Source organism: Mesorhizobium sp. AR10 (assembly GCF_024746795.1).
GTDB lineage: Bacteria > Pseudomonadota > Alphaproteobacteria > Rhizobiales > Rhizobiaceae > Mesorhizobium.
In genome coordinates this window covers 5,326,401-5,347,169 of sequence record NZ_CP080524.1, presented here as the reverse complement: position 1 = coordinate 5,347,169, position 20,769 = coordinate 5,326,401, and the positions used below count along the sequence as shown (strand labels likewise).

The 20,769-nt window shown below is 63.9% G+C and carries 22 protein-coding genes; 18 read left to right on the top strand and 4 right to left on the bottom strand.

The window, feature by feature from the left end; all coding sequences use genetic code 11:
- On the bottom strand, positions 1-663 hold the full coding sequence (locus tag LHFGNBLO_RS29775) for a uracil-DNA glycosylase (protein ID WP_258603121.1): 663 nt from the start codon (positions 661-663) through the stop codon (positions 1-3).
- A 9-nt stretch (positions 664-672) separates the two neighbouring features.
- Positions 673-1,254: an NYN domain-containing protein gene (locus LHFGNBLO_RS29770; protein WP_258603114.1), complete on the bottom strand. Its 582-nt coding sequence runs from the start codon at positions 1,252-1,254 to the stop codon at positions 673-675.
- Between the two features lie 340 nt (positions 1,255-1,594).
- On the opposite strand from LHFGNBLO_RS29770, the gene rpoZ reads away from it, so the two are divergent.
- The 10 genes from rpoZ to LHFGNBLO_RS29720 all read left to right on the top strand — a co-directional run bounded on the left by rpoZ (position 1,595) and on the right by LHFGNBLO_RS29720 (position 9,981).
- Complete coding sequence (gene rpoZ, locus LHFGNBLO_RS29765) at positions 1,595-1,999, top strand: DNA-directed RNA polymerase subunit omega (RefSeq protein ID WP_258603112.1); 405 nt, start codon at positions 1,595-1,597, stop codon at positions 1,997-1,999.
- 131 nt (positions 2,000-2,130) lie between these two features.
- Complete coding sequence (locus LHFGNBLO_RS29760; protein ID WP_258603101.1) at positions 2,131-4,359, top strand: RelA/SpoT family protein; 2,229 nt, start codon at positions 2,131-2,133, stop codon at positions 4,357-4,359.
- A 29-nt stretch (positions 4,360-4,388) separates the two neighbouring features.
- The gene (gene pyrE, locus LHFGNBLO_RS29755; protein WP_258603100.1) at positions 4,389-4,967 is read left to right on the top strand and encodes an orotate phosphoribosyltransferase; all 579 of its coding nucleotides are present in this window, start codon (positions 4,389-4,391) and stop codon (positions 4,965-4,967) included.
- A gap of 5 nt (positions 4,968-4,972) precedes the next feature.
- Complete coding sequence (locus LHFGNBLO_RS29750; protein WP_258603098.1) at positions 4,973-5,353, top strand: VOC family protein; 381 nt, start codon at positions 4,973-4,975, stop codon at positions 5,351-5,353.
- A gap of 257 nt (positions 5,354-5,610) precedes the next feature.
- Positions 5,611-6,183, top strand: a complete 573-nt coding sequence (locus tag LHFGNBLO_RS29745) for a DUF2062 domain-containing protein (protein ID WP_258603090.1) — start codon at positions 5,611-5,613, stop codon at positions 6,181-6,183.
- A complete protein-coding gene (gene acpS / locus LHFGNBLO_RS29740) occupies positions 6,180-6,593 on the top strand; it encodes a holo-ACP synthase (protein WP_258603087.1) in 414 nt (137 codons plus the stop codon). Before LHFGNBLO_RS29745 ends, acpS begins: the two co-directional genes overlap by 4 nt.
- Before the next feature lie 76 nt (positions 6,594-6,669).
- A complete protein-coding gene (lepB, locus tag LHFGNBLO_RS29735) occupies positions 6,670-7,419 on the top strand; it encodes a signal peptidase I (RefSeq protein ID WP_258603085.1) in 750 nt (249 codons plus the stop codon).
- The gene (rnc, locus tag LHFGNBLO_RS29730; RefSeq protein WP_258603082.1) at positions 7,419-8,135 is read left to right on the top strand and encodes a ribonuclease III; all 717 of its coding nucleotides are present in this window, start codon (positions 7,419-7,421) and stop codon (positions 8,133-8,135) included. Before lepB ends, rnc begins: the two co-directional genes overlap by 1 nt.
- Entirely contained in the window at positions 8,132-9,064 is a 933-nt protein-coding gene (era, locus tag LHFGNBLO_RS29725; RefSeq protein ID WP_258603071.1) for a GTPase Era, read from the top strand. Before rnc ends, era begins: the two co-directional genes overlap by 4 nt.
- Before the next feature lie 5 nt (positions 9,065-9,069).
- Positions 9,070-9,981 (top strand): aminoglycoside phosphotransferase family protein, encoded by a 912-nt coding sequence (locus tag LHFGNBLO_RS29720; RefSeq protein WP_258603066.1) that lies wholly within the window; start codon positions 9,070-9,072, stop codon positions 9,979-9,981.
- A 51-nt stretch (positions 9,982-10,032) separates the two neighbouring features.
- Here LHFGNBLO_RS29720 and LHFGNBLO_RS29715 read toward each other — a convergent pair whose 3' ends face one another.
- Complete coding sequence (locus LHFGNBLO_RS29715; RefSeq protein WP_258603064.1) at positions 10,033-10,836, bottom strand: CPBP family intramembrane glutamic endopeptidase; 804 nt, start codon at positions 10,834-10,836, stop codon at positions 10,033-10,035.
- A 272-nt stretch (positions 10,837-11,108) separates the two neighbouring features.
- On the opposite strand from LHFGNBLO_RS29715, the gene recO reads away from it, so the two are divergent.
- From recO to LHFGNBLO_RS29675, 8 genes are all read left to right on the top strand, one after another.
- A complete protein-coding gene (gene recO / locus LHFGNBLO_RS29710; RefSeq protein WP_258603062.1) occupies positions 11,109-11,885 on the top strand; it encodes a DNA repair protein RecO in 777 nt (258 codons plus the stop codon).
- Positions 11,882-12,400, top strand: a complete 519-nt coding sequence (locus LHFGNBLO_RS29705) for a PaaI family thioesterase (RefSeq protein ID WP_258603057.1) — start codon at positions 11,882-11,884, stop codon at positions 12,398-12,400. The genes recO and LHFGNBLO_RS29705 overlap by 4 nt, the downstream gene beginning before the upstream one ends.
- 67 nt (positions 12,401-12,467) lie before the next feature.
- On the top strand, positions 12,468-15,227 hold the full coding sequence (locus LHFGNBLO_RS29700) for a DUF2339 domain-containing protein (protein WP_258603055.1): 2,760 nt from the start codon (positions 12,468-12,470) through the stop codon (positions 15,225-15,227).
- Positions 15,228-15,400: 173 nt separating this feature from the next.
- Entirely contained in the window at positions 15,401-15,919 is a 519-nt protein-coding gene (locus LHFGNBLO_RS29695) for a sigma-70 family RNA polymerase sigma factor (protein WP_258603049.1), read from the top strand.
- Complete coding sequence (locus LHFGNBLO_RS29690) at positions 15,916-16,704, top strand: anti-sigma factor family protein (protein ID WP_258603042.1); 789 nt, start codon at positions 15,916-15,918, stop codon at positions 16,702-16,704. The genes LHFGNBLO_RS29695 and LHFGNBLO_RS29690 overlap by 4 nt, the downstream gene beginning before the upstream one ends.
- 203 nt (positions 16,705-16,907) lie before the next feature.
- Entirely contained in the window at positions 16,908-18,005 is a 1,098-nt protein-coding gene (locus LHFGNBLO_RS29685; protein WP_258603039.1) for a peptidase C39 family protein, read from the top strand.
- Between the two features lie 5 nt (positions 18,006-18,010).
- A complete protein-coding gene (locus LHFGNBLO_RS29680) occupies positions 18,011-19,474 on the top strand; it encodes a RimK family protein (protein ID WP_258603038.1) in 1,464 nt (487 codons plus the stop codon).
- 17 nt (positions 19,475-19,491) lie between these two features.
- Positions 19,492-19,764, top strand: coding sequence for a DUF3303 domain-containing protein (locus LHFGNBLO_RS29675; protein WP_258603036.1), 273 nt, complete (start codon positions 19,492-19,494; stop codon positions 19,762-19,764).
- A gap of 41 nt (positions 19,765-19,805) precedes the next feature.
- Here LHFGNBLO_RS29675 and LHFGNBLO_RS29670 read toward each other — a convergent pair whose 3' ends face one another.
- Positions 19,806-20,741, bottom strand: a complete 936-nt coding sequence (locus tag LHFGNBLO_RS29670; protein ID WP_258603035.1) for a hypothetical protein — start codon at positions 20,739-20,741, stop codon at positions 19,806-19,808.
- Between the last annotated feature and the right edge of the window lie 28 nt (positions 20,742-20,769).

The following is a 20,769-nucleotide window of genomic DNA, read 5'->3' as shown; positions in this document are numbered from 1 at the left end:
CTAACTCTGCAGAAAAGCTTCTATCTGGTTGAAGACATTGACGAACATGGCCTCCGTCAGCACGCCGGTGTTGGTGTTGTAGCGCGAGCAGTGATAGCTGGAAAACAGTGTGATGCCGCCGGCCTGCAACTGTCCGCCATGCTTGAACGGGTAGGCCGCGACGCGCCCACCCAGCGCCCGCACGGTCGACTGGTGGGCAATCGAGCCCAGTGCCAGCACGGCGCGCAGATTTGGAAACCGTGCGATCGTCGGCACCAGGAAAGTCCGGCAGGTGGCAATCTCCGCACCGACCGGCTTGTTCTCCGGCGGCACGCAGCGCACCGCATTGGTGATCGCCGTGCCAACGAGTTGCAGCCCGTCATCCGGCCTGGCCTTGAACTCGCCGCGCGCAAAACCGTGCGCGATCAGTGTGCTATAAAGCAGGTCGCCGGCAAAGTCGCCGGTGAAGGGGCGCCCCGTCCGGTTGGCGCCGCGCAGGCCGGGCGCCAGCCCGACGATCAGCAGTTGCACCGCCTCCTCGCCCTGAGGCGGCAGGAAGGTCGGCACCGGCGCGTTGAACCAGGACGGTTCGCGCTGCCGCCACTGTGCAATGAAATCGTGCAGCCGCGGGCAGAGCGGGCAGTCGCGGCCGGGTTCGGGCGAGGCAACCAACGGGGCGGTCAACGCCCTGCCTCAGTAGTCGTCCTCTTCGACCTCGGCCGGCTCGGGCCGGCGCACCGGCCGCTCGGACGGATCGCGGCCGACTTCGTTCTTCAGCGTCATCAGGTCGATGAAATGGTCGGCCTGGCGGCGCAGGTCGTCGGAGATCATCGGCGGCTGCGAGGCCATGGTGGAGACGACCGAGACCTTGCGCCCGCGCCGCTGCAGTGCCTCGACCAGGGTGCGGAAATCGCCGTCGCCGGAGAAGATGACATAGTGGTCGACGACATCGGCGAGTTCCAGCGCATCGACGGTCAGCTCGATGTCCATATTGCCCTTGATCTTGCGGCGGCCGGTCGAGTCGGTGAATTCCTTGGCCGGCTTGGTCACCACCTTGAAGCCGTTATAGTCGAGCCAGTCGATCAGCGGCCGGATCGAGGAATATTCCTGATCCTCGACCAGCGCCGTGTAGTAGTAAGCACGCAGCAGATAGCCGCGCTTCTGGAAGCTCGCCAGCAGCTTGCGATAGTCGATGTCGAAGCCGAGCGCGCGCGAGGTCGCATAGAGATTGGCGCCGTCGATAAAAAGGGCGATTTTTTCACGAGGGTCGAACATGGAAAATATCCCTTTTTCGAAATAACTGGCCGTCTAAACGTAATGCGTCAGTGATATCGGTCGGCTCGTAATAAACCGGCTGACCTTTCATCATTCGAGATAGCGCCAGTTTTACGGCATTCCAAGGGCGTGCCGGCGCACTGCAAGCAATTGTGATCGGTGCCGTCTCTGCGTGGGCGGCGCGCTACCAGCCGGGGCATTGACCCGGCCCCGGAGCCGGCATTGGCCAGCCCCGCAGCCTGCATTGCACCGGCATTGCCATGAAGCTTGTATTTTGGCGGCGTTCAGGTTAAGGACCGCGCCTGTTTTCCATCAAATCCATCGCAGAAAGGGGCAGCTCATGGCCCGCGTAACCGTTGAAGATTGCATCGACAAGGTCGACAACCGCTTCGAACTGGTGCTTCTGGCCGGCCACCGCGCCCGGCAGATCAGCCAGGGCGCGCCGATCACCGTTCCGCGCGACAACGACAAGAACCCGGTCGTGGCGCTGCGCGAGATCGCCGACGAGACGTTGTCGCCCGACGACCTCAAGGAAGACCTGATCCACTCGCTGCAGAAGCATGTCGAGGTCGACGAGCCGGAAGCCGCCGACGGCGAGGCGATCGCCGACCAGACCGGCGGCGCTGTTGCGGCAACCGATGCCGACGACGCCGAGGACAACGTCACCTTCGACCGCATGACCGAAGAAGACCTGCTGGCCGGCATCGAGGGTCTGGTGCCGCCGGAAAAGAGCGACGACTACTGAGAGAGCTTTGATCCGGAGCCAGCTGGAATAACCTTCCGGCACTTCCGTATCGGCAGTTTCGTGGCTATCTATGACATGCGCCGTGCACCCGTGCGGCGCATGATTCATTTCAGCCCTGTGAGATCGCGCCCATGATGCGTCAGTATGAGCTTGTCGAGCGCGTCCAGCGCTACAAGCCTGACGTCAACGAGGCGTTGCTCAACAAGGCCTACGTCTATGCCATGCAGAAGCATGGCCACCAGAAGCGCGCTTCCGGCGACCCCTACTTCTCGCATCCGCTCGAAGTCGCCGCCATCCTTACCGAAATGCACATGGACGAGGCGACCATCGCCGTTGCCCTGCTGCACGATACGATCGAGGACACCACGGCAACGCGGGCCGAGATCGACGAGTTGTTCGGCCCGGAAATGGGCAAGCTGGTCGAGGGTCTGACCAAGCTGAAGAAGCTCGACCTCGTCTCCAAGAAGGCCGAGCAGGCGGAAAACCTGCGCAAGCTCTTGCTGGCGATCTCCGAAGACGTCCGCGTGTTGCTGGTCAAGCTCGCCGACCGGCTGCACAACATGCGCACCCTCGACCATGTGCCGGAAGCCAAGCGCCTGCGCATCGCCGAGGAGACGATGGAGATCTATGCGCCGCTGGCCGGGCGCATGGGCATGCAAGGCATGCGCGAGGAGCTGGAGGAGATCGCCTTCCGCTTCATCAATCCGGAAGCCTACCGCGCCGTCACCGCCAGACTCGCCGAAATCTTCGAGCGCAACAAGGATGTGCTGTCCGAGATCGAGAAGGCGTTGTCCACGCTGTTCGAAAAATATTCAATCAAGGCCGAGGTCAAGAGCCGCCAGAAGAAGCCGTGGTCGGTGTTCCGCAAGATGGAGGCCAAGGCGCTGTCTTTCGAGCAGCTGTCGGACATCTTCGGCTTCCGTGTTGTCGTCGAGTCCACGGAGGACTGCTATCGCGCACTCGGCGCCATCCACACGACGTGGTCGATGGTGCCCGGCCGCTTCAAGGATTACATCTCGACGCCGAAACAGAACGACTACCGCTCGATCCACACCACCATCGTCGGGCCGTCGCGCCAACGCGTCGAACTGCAGATCCGCACCCATCAGATGAACAAGATCGCCGAATACGGCGTTGCCGCGCATTCGGTCTACAAGGATGCCGGCGGCAGGGTGAATGGCACTGCGCAGGCGATCTCGAAGGAGACCAACGCCTATGCCTGGCTGCGGCGCACCATCGAGCAGCTTGCCGAAGGCGACAATCCGGAGGATTTCCTCGAAAACACCAAGCTGGAACTGTTCCAGGACCAGGTGTTCTGCTTCACGCCCAAGGGCTTGCTGATCGCGCTGCCGCGCGGCGCCACGCCGATCGACTTCGCCTATGCCGTGCACACCGATGTCGGCGACACGTGCGTCGGCGCCAAGGTCAACGGCCGCATCATGCCGCTGATGACCGAGCTGAAGAACGGTGATGAGGTCGAGATCATCCGCTCCAAGGCGCAGGTGCCGCCCGCGGCCTGGGAATCGGTCGTCGTCACCGGCAAGGCGCGTTCGGCGATCCGCCGCGCCACCAAGAACGCCATCCGCAAGCAGTATTCTGGCCTCGGCGCCCGCATTCTGGAGCGCGCCTTCGAACGGGCCGGCAAGACCTTCACCAAGGAAAGCCTGAAGCCGGTGCTGCACCGGCTGGCGCGCAAGGACATCGAGGATGTGCTGGCCTCGGTCGGGCGCGGCGAACTTGCTTCCACCGACGTCATGAAGGCGGTGTTCCCCGACTACAAGGACGAGCGCGTGACGCTCGCCGCCCCCAAGCAGCGCGAGGAGGGCTGGTCGAAGATCCGCAACGCCGCCGGCATGCTGTTCCAGATTCCGGGCCGCGCCGCGCGCAAGGACAAGGACCAGCCGAAGGACGGCGCCGTGCCGATCCGCGGCGTGCGTGGCGACCTGCCGGTGCGCTTCGCGCCGGAAGGTGCCGTGCCCGGCGACCGCATCGTCGGCATCGTGCAGCCCGGAACCGGCATCACCATCTATCCGATCCAGTCGCCGGCCCTGCAAGCCTTTGACGACCAGCCCGAGCGCTGGATCGACGTGCGCTGGGACATTGACGAGCGCACCAAGGAGCGGTTTCCGGCGCGTGTTTCGGTCACCGCCATCAACGCGCCGGGCTCGCTGGCGGACATCGCCCAGGTCGTTGCGTCCAACGACGCCAACATCCATACATTGTCGATGGTGCGCACCGCGCCCGATTTCACCGAAATGCTGATCGATCTGGAAGTCTGGGATCTGAAGCACCTGAACCGGCTGCTGTCGCAGCTCAAGGACAATTCGAGCGTCAGCGATGCGCGGCGCGTCAACGGCTAACACCACTGGGCCTGGGGGATAAGGCAACGATGAACACCGACGAAGTGCTGGGTATTTTCCGCGAGGCCGGCGCCGTTCTCGAAGGCCATTTCATCCTGACGTCGGGCTTGCGGAGCCCGGTCTTCCTGCAAAAGGCGCGGGTGTTCATGCATGCCGACAAGACCGAGCGCCTGTGCAAGGCGCTGGCCGAAAAGATCCGCACGGCCGTGCCCGGCAAGATCGACTATGTCGTCGGCCCGGCGATCGGCGGGCTGATCCCGGCCTACGAGACCTCGCGCCATCTTGGTGTGCCGGCGATCTGGGTCGAGCGGGAAGGGGGCGAGTTCAGGCTCCGCCGCTTCGAGATCGCCAGGGGGTCGCGCGTCGTCATCGTCGAGGACATCGTCACCACCGGCCTGTCGATCCGCGAGACCATCGAGTGCCTGCGCGCGCTTGGCGCCGAGGTCGTGGCCGCCGCCTGCATCATCGACCGCTCGGCCGGCAAGACCGATGTCGGCGTGCCGCTGATCGCACTCGCCGAATACGAGGTTCCAGCCTACCCGGCCGACAGGCTGCCGCCCGAACTCGCCGCCATACCGGCCATCAAGCCCGGCAGCCGCAACATCTGACCGAAATGATTGCCGGCATCGATCATTTCGTGCTGACGGTTCGCTCTGTGGATGACAGCTGCGACTTCTACCAGCGCGTCCTCGGCCTCAAGCGCCTTGATGAGCCGAACCGGCCGACGGCGCTGGTTTTCGGGACGCAGAAGATCAATCTGCACGAGGCAACGCGCACCTTCGAGCCGAAAGCCAAGGCGCCGACGCCCGGCTCCGGGGATTTCTGCCTGGTCGCTGCCCGGCCGCTCGCCGAGATCTGCGCCAGCCTGGCGGCCAATGGCGTTGTCGTCGAAGTCGGCCCGGTCGAGCGGATCGGTGCGCGCGGCCCGATGATGTCGGTGTATTTTCGCGATCCTGACGGCAACCTCGTCGAGGTCAGCGAATACAAGTCGTAGGGTCTTGGCCCGCTGCTGATTGCCGCGCTGAACGTGCTTCTCAAATCCACCGGGATTGTACCGTGTTCGCGGCGAAACGCCGGCGCTGGCCAAGGGCGGCAACGATCGGCGGCGCGCAGCCTTGTTGTCCTGCGGCCAGCCTGTCGCTATATCAACGTGGCGGTTGCCTTCCGGCGACCCCAAAGCGCAAGATGTACTATCGCGCACCGGCCCGAATGGCCGAGCTGCCGGCGTTGGTGAACCAGGAACTGGAACAAGTGCTTTTTCGACGCCGCAAGCCTGATGGTTTTTTCGAGCGGGTGCGCACCTATCTGTGGCCGCGCCGCTCGTTCTCGCGCTCGCTGCAGTATTTTTCCAAACGCATCCTGCGGCTGAAGGCCACCCCGCACGCCGTCGCCGCCGGTGTCGCGGCCGGCGTGTTCGCTTCGTTTTTCCCGCTCGGCTTCCATTTCGTCATCGCCTTCGCCGTTTCCTGGGTGATTGCCGGCAATCTGGTGGCGGCGGCACTCGGCACCGCGGTCGGCAATCCGCTGACCTTTCCGCTGCTGTGGGGCGCATCCTGGGAGACCGGCAAGCTGATCCTGCATGAACACCTGCCGGCGCACGGGCCGCCCGCGCATCTCGGCGCCATGCTGCATAACCTTTCCTTTTCGCAATTGTGGGGACCGGTGCTGAAACCGATGACGATCGGCGCGATACCGCTTGGCTTGATCTTCGGCCTCTTGTTCTACGGCATCACGCGCTGGGGCATGACCACATTCCGCGAACAGCGGCGCACGCGCCTGGCCGAAAAGGCAGGACGAGGCGGACGGGAAGTTCCCGCGGAATGATCATCGGCATCGGCAGCGACCTGATCGATATCAGACGCATCGAAAAGTCGCTGGAGCGCCATGGCCAGCGCTTCATTCAGCGCATCTACACCGAGGTCGAGCAGGCCCGCTCCGAAAACCGCCGGGCGCGCGGGGCCTCCTATGCCAAGCGCTTCGCCGCCAAGGAGGCCTGCGCCAAGGCGCTGGGCACCGGTCTGGCGCAAGGCGTGTTCTGGCGCGACATGGGCGTCGTCAACCTGGCCAGCGGCAAACCGACCATGGCGCTGACCGGTGGAGCCGCGGTGCGGCTGGGCAAAATCCTGCCGGAGGGGCACAAAGCGGCGATCCACCTCACAATCACCGACGATTTTCCGCTCGCTCAAGCCTTTGTGATCATCGAGGCGTTGCCCGTCGAAGAAGCGCCACATTGATTGCATCAGACGACCGGCATGACGTTGCCCAGCGCGCGCCGAGACTCTATACCACCAACGCACAATCGAGGACGACATGAGCGTGGCTGAAAAATCCGAGAAGAAATCCGGCGGACTTGGCGAAACCGTCAGCGTCATCGTCCAGGCGCTGCTGCTTGCGCTGGTCATTCGTACGCTGCTGTTCCAGCCGTTCTCGATCCCGTCCGGGTCGATGCGGCCGACCTTGCTCGAAGGCGACTATCTCTTCGTCACCAAATGGTCCTATGGCTTCTCCCGCTATTCGCTGCCGTTCGGTCCGAACCTCTTTTCGGGCCGCATCTGGGGCTCCGAGCCGAAGCGCGGCGACGTGGTGGTGTTCAAGTTCCCGCCGGACCCGTCCGTCGACTACATCAAGCGTGTCGTCGGCCTGCCGGGCGACAAGATCCAGGTGAAGGACGGCCAGCTGTTCATCAACGGCGCCGGCGTGCCGCGCGTGAAAACCGGCCAGATCGACAATCCCGACATCACCGAGGAGGATCATCCGATCGATGTGTACCGGGAAACGCTGCCGAACGGTGTCAGCTACGATACGCTGGATATCGCGCCGACCTCGCTCGGCGACAACACGCGTGAATTCGACGTGCCGCCCGGCCACTATTTCATGATGGGCGACAACCGCGACAATTCCAGCGATAGCCGCTTCACCGTAGGTTTCGTGCCTGCCGACAACCTGGTCGGTCGTGCCAACATCGTTTTCTTCTCGATCGCCGGCAAGGCGAGCCCGCTCGAAATCTGGAAATGGCCGTCGCAGATCCGCGCCTCGCGCCTGTTCCATTTCGTTAATTGATGGCTTTGAAGCGCCCGACTGGCGAAGCATTGGCCGGTGAGGTGCAGGCCAAGACGGGCCATGCTTTCAAGGACATGCGGCTGCTCGAGACCGCGCTGACCCATTCCAGCGCGGTCAAGGCGGTCAGGAACAACGAACGCCTCGAATTTCTCGGCGACCGGGTGCTCGGCCTCGTCGTCGCCGACATGCTTTTCGCACAATTTCCTGACGCTCCCGAAGGAGAGATCGCGCCGCGCTTCAATGCACTGGTCGATTCGCGCACATGCTCCGAGATCGGCGTTGAAATGGAGTTGGAAAATCTGGTTCGCGCCGATGCTACCTTGAAGGCACGGTCGCGGGGCTTGGGCGGTGGTTATCTGGCCGACGCCGTCGAAGCTCTGATTGCGGCGATTTATGTTGATGGTGGCATCGACGCTGCACGGCGTTTCGTCTTGCGTTACTGGGAGCCGCGCGCACGGATGGTCGTCGCCAAGCCGCCCAATCCAAAATCCGAATTGCAGGAATGGATTGCCAAGACAAGCGATGCCCGTCCTGAATATGCGATCCAAAAACGCGAGGGACCGGACCACCAGCCTGTTTTCACGGTTTCCGTGCGGGTTGACGGTTTTGCGCCGTCAACCGGCATAGGCGGTTCCCGCAGGGCTGCCGAAGAAGCGGCGGCCTCGGCATTTTTGCTGCGCGAAGGCGTCTGGCCTAACCAAGGGAGCGCGGCATGACCGCCACCGAAGATACCTCTCCGGCAGCAGAAGCTGTCGCCACGCACTCCGGCTTCGTCGCGCTGATCGGCGCGCCCAATGCGGGGAAATCGACGCTGGTCAACCAGTTGGTCGGCGCCAAGGTGTCGATCGTGACGCACAAGGTGCAGACCACCCGCGCCATCGTGCGCGGCATCGCCACGCATGAGAATGCGCAGATCGTCTTCGTCGACACGCCGGGCATCTTCAAGCCGAAGCGGCGGCTGGACACGGCGATGGTGACGACCGCCTGGGGCGGTGCCAAGGATGCCGATATCGTGCTCTTGCTGATCGATGCCGAACGCGGCATCAGGGGCGATGCCGACGCCATCCTCGAACGGCTGAAGGATGTGCGCCAGCCGATGGTGCTGATCCTCAACAAGGTCGACCGGGTCAAGCACGAGGCGCTGCTGGCTTTGACCGCGGCAGCGAACGAAAGAGTGCCGTTCAAGCGCACCTTCATGGTCTCGGCGTTGACCGGATCGGGCTGCAAGGATCTGCTCGACTATCTCGCCGAAACGCTGCCGGCCGGTCCCTGGTATTATCCCGAGGATCAGATCTCCGACCTGCCGATGCGTCAGCTCGCGGCCGAGATCACCCGCGAAAAGCTCTATCTGCGGCTGCATCAGGAATTGCCCTATTCCTCACATATCGAGACCGAGAAATGGGAAGAGAAGCCGGACGGCTCGGTGCGCATCGACCAGACCATTTATGTCGAGCGCGACAGCCAGAAGAAGATCGTGCTTGGCCACAAGGGCGAGACGATCCGCGCCATCGGCCAGGCGGCGCGCCTGGAGATCGCCGGCATCCTCGAACAGAAGGTGCACCTGTTCCTGTTCGTCAAGGTGCGCGAGAACTGGGGCGACGACCCCGAGCGCTATCGCGAGATGGGCCTGGAGTTTCCGCACTAGGGTCCATGGGCAGCAAGCTGAACATCGACGCCGCTCTTGTCAGCCGATTGATCGCCACGCAATTTCCGCAATGGAAGGACCTTGCCGTCAGGCCGGTTGCAGCAGGCGGCTGGGACAACAGGACCTACCATCTCGGCGATGACATGACCGTGCGGCTGCCGAGTGCCGCATCCTATGCCCTGCAAATCGAAAAAGAGCATCGCTGGTTGCCAAGGCTGGCGCCGCTGTTGCCCCTGCCAATACCTGTGCCTTTGGCGATGGGGATGCCAGCCGACGACTATCCCTGGCATTGGTCTGTCTATGGTTGGATCGAAGGCGAGACGGCGAAGCGGGAGCGTATCGCCAGCCTGCCGCAATTCGCAGCAGACCTGGCCGAGTTCCTGGTTGCCTTGCAGCGGATCGACCCTGCGGGCGGACCGGCGCCAGGACAGCACAACTTTTTTCGCGGCGGACCGCTGAGCGTCTATGATGGTGAAACCTGGCGAGCCATTGCAGCCCTCGATGGCAAGATCGATACCCGCGCTGCGACCGCAGTATGGGAGGCAGCACTTGCGGCAACATGGCATGGCGCGCCTGTCTGGTTCCACGGTGATGTCAGTTGGGGAAACCTGCTGGTCAGGCGGGGACGGTTGAGCGCCGTGATCGACTTCGGGACTTCGGGGGTGGGCGATCCCTCATGCGATCTGGCGATTGCCTGGACGCTCTTCGAAGGCAAAAGCCGGGAGGCGTTTCGCGCCGGTCTTCCTGCCGACGAGGCAATGTGGGCGCGCGGTCGTGGCTGGACGCTGTGGAAGGCGCTGATCACGCTCGCCGGACATATCGACGTCCATCCGGTCGAAGTCGACAAGTCCCGGCATGTGATCGAGGAAGTGCTTGCCGATCACACGCGCGCGGGACGTGACGCCGCCGCAAGATGAGCCGACAGAAATGGCGGCGCCGGTTAGGCGCCGCCATCGTTTTGGGAGGACTTAGACAGCCCCAGCGACCGCAAGCTGCGTTTTCGGCCTACGGACAAAACTTTCGCTGCCGTAGTAGGCGATGATGGCGACGGCAATGACCGCCCAGATCGCGACACCGATCCACTGCTGCTGCACATAGTCGCCGTCGACGAACACCTTGCCGAGGAAGCGCACGCTGTTCTGATGCGTGATGTGCATGATGATGGCGAGAAGCACGCTGCCGGTGTTCTGGTAGAGCCAGGTGAACACCACCGCCGCCAGCACCACATTGATCGTGCCGTAGACGCTGAGGTCGCCGACCAGGCCGAGCGGGAAGTGCCAGATGGCCCAGATCACACCGAGGATCAGGCTGCCGGCAAGCGCCGAGTGATTGGCCACCAGACGCGGCACCGCAAAGCCGCGCCATCCCGGCTCTTCGCCGAGCGGACCGCTGAAGACTGCGTACAGCGCGATGATCGGCAGCATCTGGGTCAGAGCGGGAATATTGCCCCAGGCGGGTGCTGCTGCGCCAAACAGCGGATTGATCAGGATCGAGGCCAGCTGCGCCCCGAACGGCAGCCCGAACGCCACCAGGTACCACAGCGGATGGACCCGCCACTTCACCATCGAGGCGAGGATGGCCTTGACCGAGGCCCAGCCTCCGGAAAGGGCGGCGACGATGAAGCCGGACACGATGGGGCCGAAGGTAAACCAGGGGATGCTGTCGCCATTCGACAGCCAGAACGGGATGAAGGCCAGCCAGGTCAGGCCCAGTGTCAGGGAAAAGAAAGTGGTCAGTTGGTGCCTTCGCACCAGGATCAGGAAGGCAGTCATCTCAGGTCCTCTCGGTGGGCAGATGGTCATGAGAGGTCGCCGGGCTGCCCGATCGGTCGACATGCATCTGAACACGAGCCAGCCGAACGGTTCCGGCAGGCTGTGCGTCGACCGCGTTGGTCAACCCGCCCTTATTGGCAGCGGCGGGGTGCGAAATCCCGAGCGGTTTCCGATGAATTTCCGATAATTGCGCCGCCGCCGATGGTTGCATTTCCTGCGCTCGGCTCAGCCTTATCTTGATTTCGCCACCGAAGCGGTGACAAGCTCTGCCCATGGAATGGCGCGACGAGGGAATCATTCTCGGCACCCGCAAGCATGGCGAAACCAGCGCCATTCTCGAGGTGATGACGCGCGCGCATGGCCGCCATCTCGGCCTCGTGCGCGGTGGCCGCTCGCGCAAGCAGCAGCCGGTCCTGCAGCCCGGCAACCGGGTCGACCTGTTGTGGCGGGCGCGGCTTGATGAGCATCTCGGCACCTTCCAGGCCGAGGCGATCGAGATGAATGCTGCCCGGCTGATGGACAGCGCCGTTGCCGTCTATGGGCTGCAGACCATGGCTCAGCATCTGCGGCTGCTGCCTGAACGCGACGCCCATGGCGGCCTCTACGAAACGCTTGCGGTGATGATCGTGCATCTCGACGATGCCGATGCCGCCGGTGAGCTGGTGGCGCGCTTCGAGCTGCTGATTCTCGACGAACTCGGCTTCGGCCTCGATCTCAGCCAGTGCGCGGCAACCGGCAGCAGGCAGGACCTTGCCTATGTCTCGCCGAAATCCGGCCGCGCCGTGTCGCGTGAGGCCGGCGCGCCGTGGCACGACAAGATGCTGGCGCTGCCGGCCTTCCTGCAGCGCGGCTCCGGCCTGCGCGCCGATGCGGCGGCAGTGGAAGACGCCTTCCGGCTGACCGGCTTCTTCTTCGCCCGCCATGTCTACGAGCCGCGCGGCATCGAGCCGCCCGACGCCCGCGCCGGCTTCCTCGCTGCCTTGCGCAAGCACCACGCGCGCGGCAAGGCGATTGCCGGAGAAACCGCGGCCCGAGAAATCATCACATGAGCGAAGTCGAGCTTTATCCCGGCCGGGTTTCGCCGCTCGGCCTCGGCACCATTCCGCATGCCGACATCCTCAAATACACCGGCCTGGAACTGCTTCAGCGCATTATCGACGGCAAATACCCGGCGCCGCCGATCTCGTTCCAGCTCAGTTTTGCCCTCACCGAAGTTTCGGACGGCCGCGCGGTGTTTCGCGGCATGCCCAACGAGCGCCACCTCAACCCGCTCGGCAGCGTGCATGGTGGCTGGGCGGCGACGCTGCTCGATTCGGCCCTTGGCTGCGCGGTACAGACGCAACTCGACAGGGGCGAGGCCTATACGACGGCGGAGTTCAAGGTGAATTTGACGCGGCCGATTACGCCGAGGACCGGCGAGGTGATTTGCGAAGGCAGGATCGTGCACAAGGGCCGCACGCTGGCGGTTTCGGAGGCGACGCTCAAGGATGCCAATGGCAAGCTGCTGGCTTTCGGCACCGAAACATGCTCGATCCTTCCTGCCGCCAATCTCGCGGCGCGTTGAAGTGACTGGCCGTTTGGCCGCCGCATTTGAATGTCAGTGACAACTGGCTTGGTTTGGGGGAACCACCATGTTCGAAAGCCTGATTGGCCTTGTCGTCATCATCGCGATCTTCGTCATCATTTCACGCCAGCAGAGCCGTATCGGCCTGATCGAGCGCGAGCTTGGCGCATTGCGCAGCCTGGTCCTTTCGGGTGCCATGCCACCTGCCGCCAAACCCGCCGAACAGGTGGCAGCCGAGAGCAAGCCGGCCGATGCGGCGCAGGCGGTTGCCGCCGCCGACATGGCTTCGCCTTCGGTGAGCGATCCCGCGCAAGCACCAGCCGCAGCTGAACAAGCACCAGCCGCAGCCGAGGCCGCCACCGGCGAGGTCGTGTCGGGGCCTTGGGTTGCGGGCGCAGCGGCATCGACCGCACCTGTCGAGCCAGCCCCAGCAGCGGCGAAAGCCGCCCAAAAACCCGATATCGAAACCGCACTCGGCACGCGCTGGGCAGTGTGGGTCGGCGGCGTGGCGCTGGCGCTGGGCGGCCTGTTTCTGATCCGCTACACCATCGAGGCCGGCATCTTCAGTCCAGGTGTGCGGCTCTCCATGGCGGCGGTGCTTGGGCTGGTGCTGGTCGCCGGCGGCGAGTTCATCCTCCGCACCGGCTTCAAGGTGCCGGTGCAAGGCGTCGCCGGTGCCTATATTCCGGCGATCCTGACAGCGGCCGGCGCCTTCATCCTGTTCGGCACGGTCTACGCCGCCTATGCCATCTACGGCTTCATTGGCCCGGCCTTCGCCTTCACCGCGCTCGGCGCCATCGGCGTGGCAACGATCGTTGCCGCTCTCATCCACGGTCAGGCCCTGGCCGGCATCGGCCTCGTCGGCTCGATGGCGACGCCGGCGCTAGTGTCGTCTCAGGCGCCAAATCCATGGGCGCTGTTCGTCTATCTGGCAATTGTGCTTGCCGCCACTGCGGTGATCGCCCGCATGCGCGACTGGAAATTGCTGATGGCAGCCGCCTTTGCCGCCACCGGCCTCTGGACCATCGCCTACATGACCAACGCGCCCGGCGCTGACCTTGCCGTCATGCTGTTCATCGACGCCGTGACGCTGGGTGTGCTTGCTTTTGTCTGGTTGGGCAGTCGTGGCGGCCAAGAGGAAACTGAAAAAAGGGGCTTCGACTGGCCATCGATCGTGCCGGGCGTTTTCGTCGCGTTTTCGGCGCTGGGCCTGTCTGTCGACTCCACCCTTGTCGCCGCCGGCGGTGCCTTGCCGGGCGCGTTGGTCATCGTCGCCCTTGTCGCCACCGCGCTTTATAGGCCGCGCGCTTTGCCGCTGCTGCATGCCGCCGGTGTGGTGAGCGTGATGATCTATCTCGGCGTCATCCCGCCCGCCACCATCGGCTCGGACATATCCCAGGGAAACATAGGCTTTGACGGCATGCCGGTGGCGGCCGGAAATCCCTTGACGCTGCGCATCGGCATTGGCCTCGGCCTGGTCTTCACCGGCGCCGGCTTCTGGGCCGCACGCCGCTTCGCCGCAGCCGCGCAGATCCGCGCGGCATGCTGGGCTGCATGGGGCATCGCAGCGCCGCTGGTCATTCTGCTGGCACTGTGGCTCGCCTACGGCAATCTCGACCGCGATCTTGTCTATGCAGCGGCCGCCGCACTTCTGGTCGCGGCCTTCGCAGCCGGTGGCGAGTGGATCGCGCGCGCTGAAGAGCCGCCACTGCAGGGTGGCCCCGCCGTGTGCTTCGCGCTCGGTGGCGCGGCCATAGCCGGCCTGTTGATGCTGCACATGGCCTTCGGATCCGGCTGGACCACCATCCTGCTCGGTGCTGCGGCCATCGTGCCGGCGCTGGCCACACGCTGGCGCAGCTATCCGGCGCTCGGCTGGATTTCGGTCGGTGCCGTCATCGCGGTGCTCGGCCGCGTCGCCTTCGATCCGACCGTGATCGGCGCCCAATTCCTGTCGACGACGCCGGTGTTCAACTGGCTGCTGCCGGGCTACGGCGTGCCGGCGCTCGCCTTCGGCTTCGCCGCCTGGCAGCTAGCCCGCACCACCAATGGCCGGCCGCGCCTCGCCATGGAAGCAGCGGCGGCACTGTTTGCGCTACTCACGCTCGCGATGCTGGTGCGCCATGCCATGCATGGCGGCGTCATCGACACGGGTGCCATGACGCTCGCCGAGCAGGCGATCTACACGCTGATCGCCATCGGCGCTGGCGCCATCCTGGTCGCCATCGACATGCGCTCGCCAAGCTCGGTGCTGCGTTATGGTTCGATGGTCGCCGGCGTGGCCTCGGTCGCCTTCATCGTCATCCGCCATTTTCTGGTGCTGAATCCTTTGTTCACCGACGAATCGACAGGCCGGATACCGGTGTTCAACCTTCTGTTCCTCGCCTATCTCTTGCCGGCCATCGCTGCCGGCGGGTTGGCGCTCTATGCCCGCGACAAGCGGCCGAAATGGTATGCGCAGATGTTGGCCGTGGTGGCGGCGGTACTTGTCTTCGCCTATGCCACGCTGTCGGTCAGGCGGCTGTTCAAGGGCGAGTTCATCGGCCTGTGGAGTGGTCTCGGCCAGCTGGAAACCTACACCTATTCGGCGTTGTGGCTGGTCATCGGCGTGGCGCTGCTCACCGCCGGCGTCTGGCTGAAGTCGCAAGTGCTGCGCATCGCCTCGGCAGCGCTGATCTCGGTCGCCGTGCTGAAAGTCTTCGTCTTCGACATGTCGGAGCTGGAAGGCGTGCTGAGGGCGCTGTCCTTCATCGGCCTCGGTGCGGTGCTGATCGGCATCGGCCTGTTCTATCAGCGGCTGCTGACGCGGGCGGCGAAGGAAACCGGATAAAGACGAGAAAGAACAATCAGATCTCAATTTAGCCGGGAATAAACCGGCCGCTGCGAGCGTTATCTCATTGCTTGGGTGACCGGGGCGGCGGACCGCTTCGCGCTGGCCGCTTGCGCCGCGCCAAGAACGCGCGTTCAATCGGGATCAACAAGGCGACCTCAGAACCAGCGGTCATGGACGAAAAGAAGGCAGCAATCCTTGGCGAAATACCGCGACTGCGCCGATATGCGCGCTCGCTTTTGCGCGACCGTGATTCCGCCGACGACCTCGTTCAGGACTGTCTCGAACGGGCACTTATGCGGCTCGACAACTGGCAGACGGGAGAAAGCCCCAGGAGGTGGCTGTTTACGATCATGCACCATTTGTTCATCGACCAGATGCGCAAGGTGACCCGGCGCGGCGAAGCCGCGATGCTGCCGCTGGAAGCGGGGGAGGCGCTGGCCGCGCCCGCCGACCAAGTGGAGAGCATCGCCTCGCGCGAGATCATCGACGCATTGCAGGCGATCAGCCCCGACCGCCGTGCCGCACTGGTCATGGTCGCCATAGAAGGGTTTTCCTACGCCGAGGCCTCCAACATCCTCGGCGTGCCGGCCGGCACGCTGATGTCGCGCATTGCACGCGGGCGTGAGGAGTTGCGCGGGCTGCTGGACGACACGGCCCGCCGTCGCGCGATAAGGATCGTCGAGAAATGACCCGGCGCGATTTTTCCGAACGCGACATCCACATGGCCCTCGACGGCGAACTGCCGGGCGACGAGCGCGCGGCTTACGATGCCTGGATCGACGCCAATCCCGAAATGAAGGCAAGGAGCGTCCGCTACACCGCCGACCGCGCCGCATTGCATGCCGCCTTCGCCGGGGTGCTCGACGAGCCGGTGCCGGCGCGGCTGAGCAAGGTGGTGGCCGGTGAGGCGCCGGTCAGGGTGGCCGTGCCACGCTCGCGCTGGTGGCTTGTCGCCGCCGCGGCCGCGGTTCTCGTCGTCGGTCTTGGTGGCTATATTGCCGGCATCGACGGAATTGGCCTCGGAGACCAGGCGGATGACCAGCTAGCCGAACAGGCGATCGCCGCCCATGTCATCTACGCCGCCGAGCAGCGCCATGCGGTGGAAGTGCCGGCCAGCGACAAGGATCACTTGCAGACCTGGCTGTCCAACCGGGTCGGCCTGAAACTGGTCGCGCCCGATCTGACGGCGGAAGGCTTCCAGCTGGTCGGCGGCCGGCTGCTGCCCGCCGGCCAGAGCAAGGCCGCGATGCTGCTTTACGAGGACGCCAAGGGCGAGCGCATATCGCTGTTCGTCACCGCCGAATCGGCCGAAAAAGCCAAGGGCACCTACATGGCTGAGCAGGACGGCCCCGAGGCCGTCTACTGGCTGGACAAGGGCTATGGCTGCGCCGTCGTCGGCTCGCTGCCGCGCGAGCGGCTGGCCGCGGTGGCCAAGAGCGCCTACGGCCAGCTTCTGGCTGGCCTGGCAAGCTGAGCCGTTTTCCCAAGCCGGCGCCCGTGTCAAAACATGGATACCGTTTCAAAGCATTTCTGCAGTCGAATCGCCGCCGGAACTGTCACAATTCGGCCCTATTCGAGGTGCGATAGCGCTTGATGAATACCGCTGCTTCGGCTGTATTTACGACGTTTTCCGACCAGGGCCTTTTCCACAACCCAATCGAGGTTTTTTGAGCCCGCATGCCTGCCGAGATTCGCACGGCCCGCGCGTCCGACGTCGATGACCTCGCCGCCATCGAGAAGGCCGTTTTCGCCAGCGACCGCATTTCCCGCCGCTCCTTTCGCCTGTTGATCGAACGCGAGACCGCCAGGATGCTGGTCGCCGAAGACGATGGCCGCGTCGCCGGCTACGCGATCGTGCTGTTTCGCAAGGGCAGCGGTGTTGCCCGCCTCTATTCGATCGCCACCAGTCCCTTTTTCGGCGGCCGCGGCATTGGCCGCATGCTGCTGGAACAGGCGGAGGACGCCGCCTTCGAGCACGACCGCATGATGCTTCGGCTCGAGGTGCGTGAGGACAACAGCCGGGCCATCCGCATCTACGAGCAGAGCGGCTACCGCAAGATCGGCCGCGAACCTGAATACTACGAGGACGGCGCCACGGCGCTGCGCTACGAGAAGACCTTGCGCGGCGACATTCCGGTCGCCACCAAGGTGCCGTTCTACCAGCAGACCTGCGAATTCACCTGCGGCCCGTGCTGCCTGATGATGGCCATGGCCAATTTCGATTCCGGCTTCGTGCCCGACCCGGTCATGGAAATCCGCCTGTGGCGCGAGGCGACGACCGTTTTCATGATGTCGGGGCCGGGCGGCTGCGAGCCATTCGGCCTCGCCGTCTCCGGCTACGAAAGTGGCCTTGCGGCGGAAATCTACGTGTCCTTCTATGGCGCGCTGTTCCTGCAATCGGTGCGCAGCGAAGACAAGCGCCGGGTGATGGAACTGGCGCAGGTCGACTTTCGCCGGCGCGCGGAACAATACGGCATCCCGGTGAATTACCGTCCGTTCGCCATCGACGATATCCGCATGGCGATCGCGGAGGGAAAACTGGTGCTGGTGCTGATCAGCGGCTTCCTGATGTTCGGCAAGAAGGTTCCGCACTGGGTGCTGGCCATCGGCGACGACGGCGACCACATCCTGATCCACGATCCCTGGGTCGAGGACGAGAGACAGGAGACCATCCTTGATGCCGCCAACATTCCCGTGCCCTACGGTATCTTCATGAACATGGCGCAGTTCGGCCGCGACGGATTGCGCGCCGCCATCACTCTGGGAAAGCGCTGATAACAATGACCTGGGTCATCCTTACCGGCCGCCAGAACGATCTCGACCAGGTGGCGACGCCGCACAAGATCATCACCAACCGCGACTACCTTGCGCATCCTTCGCTGTTTCGCGGCCAGCGACCGAAGGTCATCAACCTGTCGAACAATTACGGCTACCAGAGCCGCGGCTACTATGCTTCGCTGCTCGCCGGTTCGCGCGGCCACAAGGTCATCCCGACGGTCGAGACGATGATCGACCTGTCGGAGCGCAAGCTTTACGAGCATGCGCTGCCGGAACTCGAACTGGCGCTCAACAAATGCCGCAAGGATCTCGGCGGCGCCTTCCCGCAGAAGGTCTGCATCTTTTTCGGCATCGGCCCGTCGAAGATCTGGGACCGCTTCGCCAAGCTGCTGTTCGACTGGTTTCGTGCCCCGGCGCTGGAGGTCCACATCAAGGACAGCGCCGAATGGGCGTCGATCCGCAAGATCGGCTTCCATCCGCTGGCCAGGATGACCGAGGAGGAAGAAAAGCACTTCATCCAGTGCCTGGAGACCTACACCAACCGCGAGTGGCGCGACACCAAGGGCCGCACGCCGGCGCGCTACACCTTCGCCACGCTGGTCGATCCGCATGAGGAACTGCCGCCGTCGGAAATTTCGTCGCTACGCTACTGGGCCAAGATCGCCGAAAAGATGGGCGTCGAAATCGAGCCGATCACGAAGAAGGATCTGGCCAAGCTCGCCAACTACGACGCGCTGTTCATCCGCGAGACCACCTCGATCTCCAACCACACCTACCGCTTCGCGCGCCGCGCCCAGCAAGAAGGCATGCCGGTCATCGACGATCCGCTGTCGATGATCCGCTGCACCAACAAGGTCTATCTCAACGAGTTGATGACCTACAACAAGGTGCCGGTGCCGCCGACGGTGATGATCGCCGGCACGACGGATCTCGAAGTGGCGGCGCAGACGCTGGGTTTTCCGCTGGTGCTGAAGATCCCGGATAGCTCGTTCTCGCGCGGCGTCAAGAAATGCGAAACCTTCGAGGAGCTGAAGCGACTTGCGACCGAGTGGCTGGAGGATTCCGACCTGCTGATCGCGCAGAAGTTCATTCCGACCGAGTACGACTGGCGCGTCGGCGTGCTCGGCGGCCAGCCGCTGTTTGCCGTGCATTATCTCATGGCCAAGAAGCACTGGCAGATCGTCAACCACAAGGCCAACGGCAAGCCCGACCAGGGCGGCATCAAGACCTTCACGCTGAAGGAAGCGCCGGCCCATGTCGTCGAGACGGCGGTGAAGGCCGCGCGCTGCATCGGCGACGGTCTCTACGGCGTCGACCTCAAGGAGACCAGGGACGGCGTCTTCGTCATCGAGGTCAACGACAATCCCAATCTCGACCATGGCTGGGAGGACTCTGGCGAAAAGGACGAGGTCTGGGTGCGGCTGACGCAGTGGTTCCTGGAGCGGCTCGACCGGCCGGGGCGGTAATTCGACGGGGGAAGAAGATGCTGTTCATCGTGATCGAGGATTTTACCGGCTGCGATCGTAAGGAGATCTACCGTCGCTTTCGCGACCGGGGCCGCCTGAAGCCGGACGAGCTTCTCGTGCACCACAGCTGGATCGCGGCGGATATGAGCCGCTGCTTCCTGCTGGTCGAGGCCGATGACGTCACGCTGCTGCAGCGCTGGGTCATCGAATGGGCGGATCTGGTGGAGTTCGAGATCGTTCCCGTGGCGACGAGCAAGGACATGGTGGAGGCATTGAGCGGGCACCTCTGAGCGGGTGGGAAACCTCCAGGTTTGCCATAGCGCTCTGAAGGTCAGCCTCCCTTGGCGCCGAGGCCGTCGCGTATCCTCACAAGTTTTGCAAGCGCGGCTTTGTCGTTGCGCGGGTGCTGGCAGATCATCGTCACCGCCCGCGAGCCGATAACCCGCATCCAGGTCACGCCCGCGACCGGTTTGCCGGTTGTCGTCTCGCGCTCGTAGACGACCTCGAACGTATCTCCCTGCGGTGTGTCTATGACCGCGTTGGTCAGCAGGCGCGCGCCCGGAAACATGCGCATGAACTGCGCGGTTATCCCGGCAAGCTCGTTCTTGCCGAAATTCTCGCCCGGGCTGATGCCGATCGAATAGATCTGCGCAAAGGTCTGCTCGGGCGCCTGATTCTTGTTGTCCAAAGGGCCGTCGGTGAGCACCACCGAGGTGCCGGATGCGTAATAGGCGACACGCATCCCGGCCATGTCGACCATCGTAAAGGGCAGCGCCTTTAGTCGATCTTCCATGGCCATCGGCCGTTCGATTGCCGACAGAACGGATGCGCGCAACGATTTGAGGGAGATACCCGCATTGTCCGGTAGCAACGCGGTGATCAGCCCGTTTGATGTTTCGCCTTCGACCAAGGCGATGATCGAGAGCGTGCGGCGCGCGCGGGTATACACCACGCTAAGAATGCCGCGCCGGCCGTTGACCGTGACATCCGTAACCTCTTCCACGCGAACTTCCGATTGATGGGCCGGCGGAATATCGAAATACGACCGCTGGATCGGGCCTTTGCGCATGTCCTGAACGAGGATGATGGCGCCCGACGGATGGCGGAACGCAGCCGTCGGCTCTCTTATCGCGGAAAAACCCGGCGGTGGCGCGATCGCCCATATCCCGCCCGGCAAGGTGACCGGGGCGGCATCCTCGGCGCGGCTGGCGCCGGGTCCGCAGAGAAGCGCGACAATTGTCAGAACGGCAGCGAACAGTCTCTGCATCGCTCACCCTCGGTTCAGATACGCACTA

What these genes read in the sequence shown, in the direction of transcription:
- rnc (WP_258603082.1), top strand. Translation starts at nt 7,419, where the DNA reads ATGGCTTTGAAGCGCCCGACTGGCGAAGCATTGGCCGGTGAGGTGCAG.
- LHFGNBLO_RS29770 (WP_258603114.1), bottom strand. Translation starts at nt 1,254, where the DNA reads ATGTTCGACCCTCGTGAAAAAATCGCCCTTTTTATCGACGGCGCCAAT.
- LHFGNBLO_RS29695 (WP_258603049.1), top strand. Translation starts at nt 15,401, where the DNA reads ATGGACGAAAAGAAGGCAGCAATCCTTGGCGAAATACCGCGACTGCGC.
- LHFGNBLO_RS29675 (WP_258603036.1), top strand. Translation starts at nt 19,492, where the DNA reads ATGCTGTTCATCGTGATCGAGGATTTTACCGGCTGCGATCGTAAGGAG.
- LHFGNBLO_RS29700 (WP_258603055.1), top strand. Translation starts at nt 12,468, where the DNA reads ATGTTCGAAAGCCTGATTGGCCTTGTCGTCATCATCGCGATCTTCGTC.
- LHFGNBLO_RS29690 (WP_258603042.1), top strand. Translation starts at nt 15,916, where the DNA reads ATGACCCGGCGCGATTTTTCCGAACGCGACATCCACATGGCCCTCGAC.
- acpS (WP_258603087.1), top strand. Translation starts at nt 6,180, where the DNA reads ATGATCATCGGCATCGGCAGCGACCTGATCGATATCAGACGCATCGAA.
- LHFGNBLO_RS29750 (WP_258603098.1), top strand. Translation starts at nt 4,973, where the DNA reads ATGATTGCCGGCATCGATCATTTCGTGCTGACGGTTCGCTCTGTGGAT.
- LHFGNBLO_RS29680 (WP_258603038.1), top strand. Translation starts at nt 18,011, where the DNA reads ATGACCTGGGTCATCCTTACCGGCCGCCAGAACGATCTCGACCAGGTG.
- LHFGNBLO_RS29760 (WP_258603101.1), top strand. Translation starts at nt 2,131, where the DNA reads ATGATGCGTCAGTATGAGCTTGTCGAGCGCGTCCAGCGCTACAAGCCT.
- LHFGNBLO_RS29705 (WP_258603057.1), top strand. Translation starts at nt 11,882, where the DNA reads ATGAGCGAAGTCGAGCTTTATCCCGGCCGGGTTTCGCCGCTCGGCCTC.
- lepB (WP_258603085.1), top strand. Translation starts at nt 6,670, where the DNA reads ATGAGCGTGGCTGAAAAATCCGAGAAGAAATCCGGCGGACTTGGCGAA.
- LHFGNBLO_RS29715 (WP_258603064.1), bottom strand. Translation starts at nt 10,836, where the DNA reads ATGACTGCCTTCCTGATCCTGGTGCGAAGGCACCAACTGACCACTTTC.
- LHFGNBLO_RS29685 (WP_258603039.1), top strand. Translation starts at nt 16,908, where the DNA reads ATGCCTGCCGAGATTCGCACGGCCCGCGCGTCCGACGTCGATGACCTC.
- rpoZ (WP_258603112.1), top strand. Translation starts at nt 1,595, where the DNA reads ATGGCCCGCGTAACCGTTGAAGATTGCATCGACAAGGTCGACAACCGC.
- recO (WP_258603062.1), top strand. Translation starts at nt 11,109, where the DNA reads ATGGAATGGCGCGACGAGGGAATCATTCTCGGCACCCGCAAGCATGGC.
- LHFGNBLO_RS29720 (WP_258603066.1), top strand. Translation starts at nt 9,070, where the DNA reads ATGGGCAGCAAGCTGAACATCGACGCCGCTCTTGTCAGCCGATTGATC.
- LHFGNBLO_RS29670 (WP_258603035.1), bottom strand. Translation starts at nt 20,741, where the DNA reads ATGCAGAGACTGTTCGCTGCCGTTCTGACAATTGTCGCGCTTCTCTGC.
- era (WP_258603071.1), top strand. Translation starts at nt 8,132, where the DNA reads ATGACCGCCACCGAAGATACCTCTCCGGCAGCAGAAGCTGTCGCCACG.
- pyrE (WP_258603100.1), top strand. Translation starts at nt 4,389, where the DNA reads ATGAACACCGACGAAGTGCTGGGTATTTTCCGCGAGGCCGGCGCCGTT.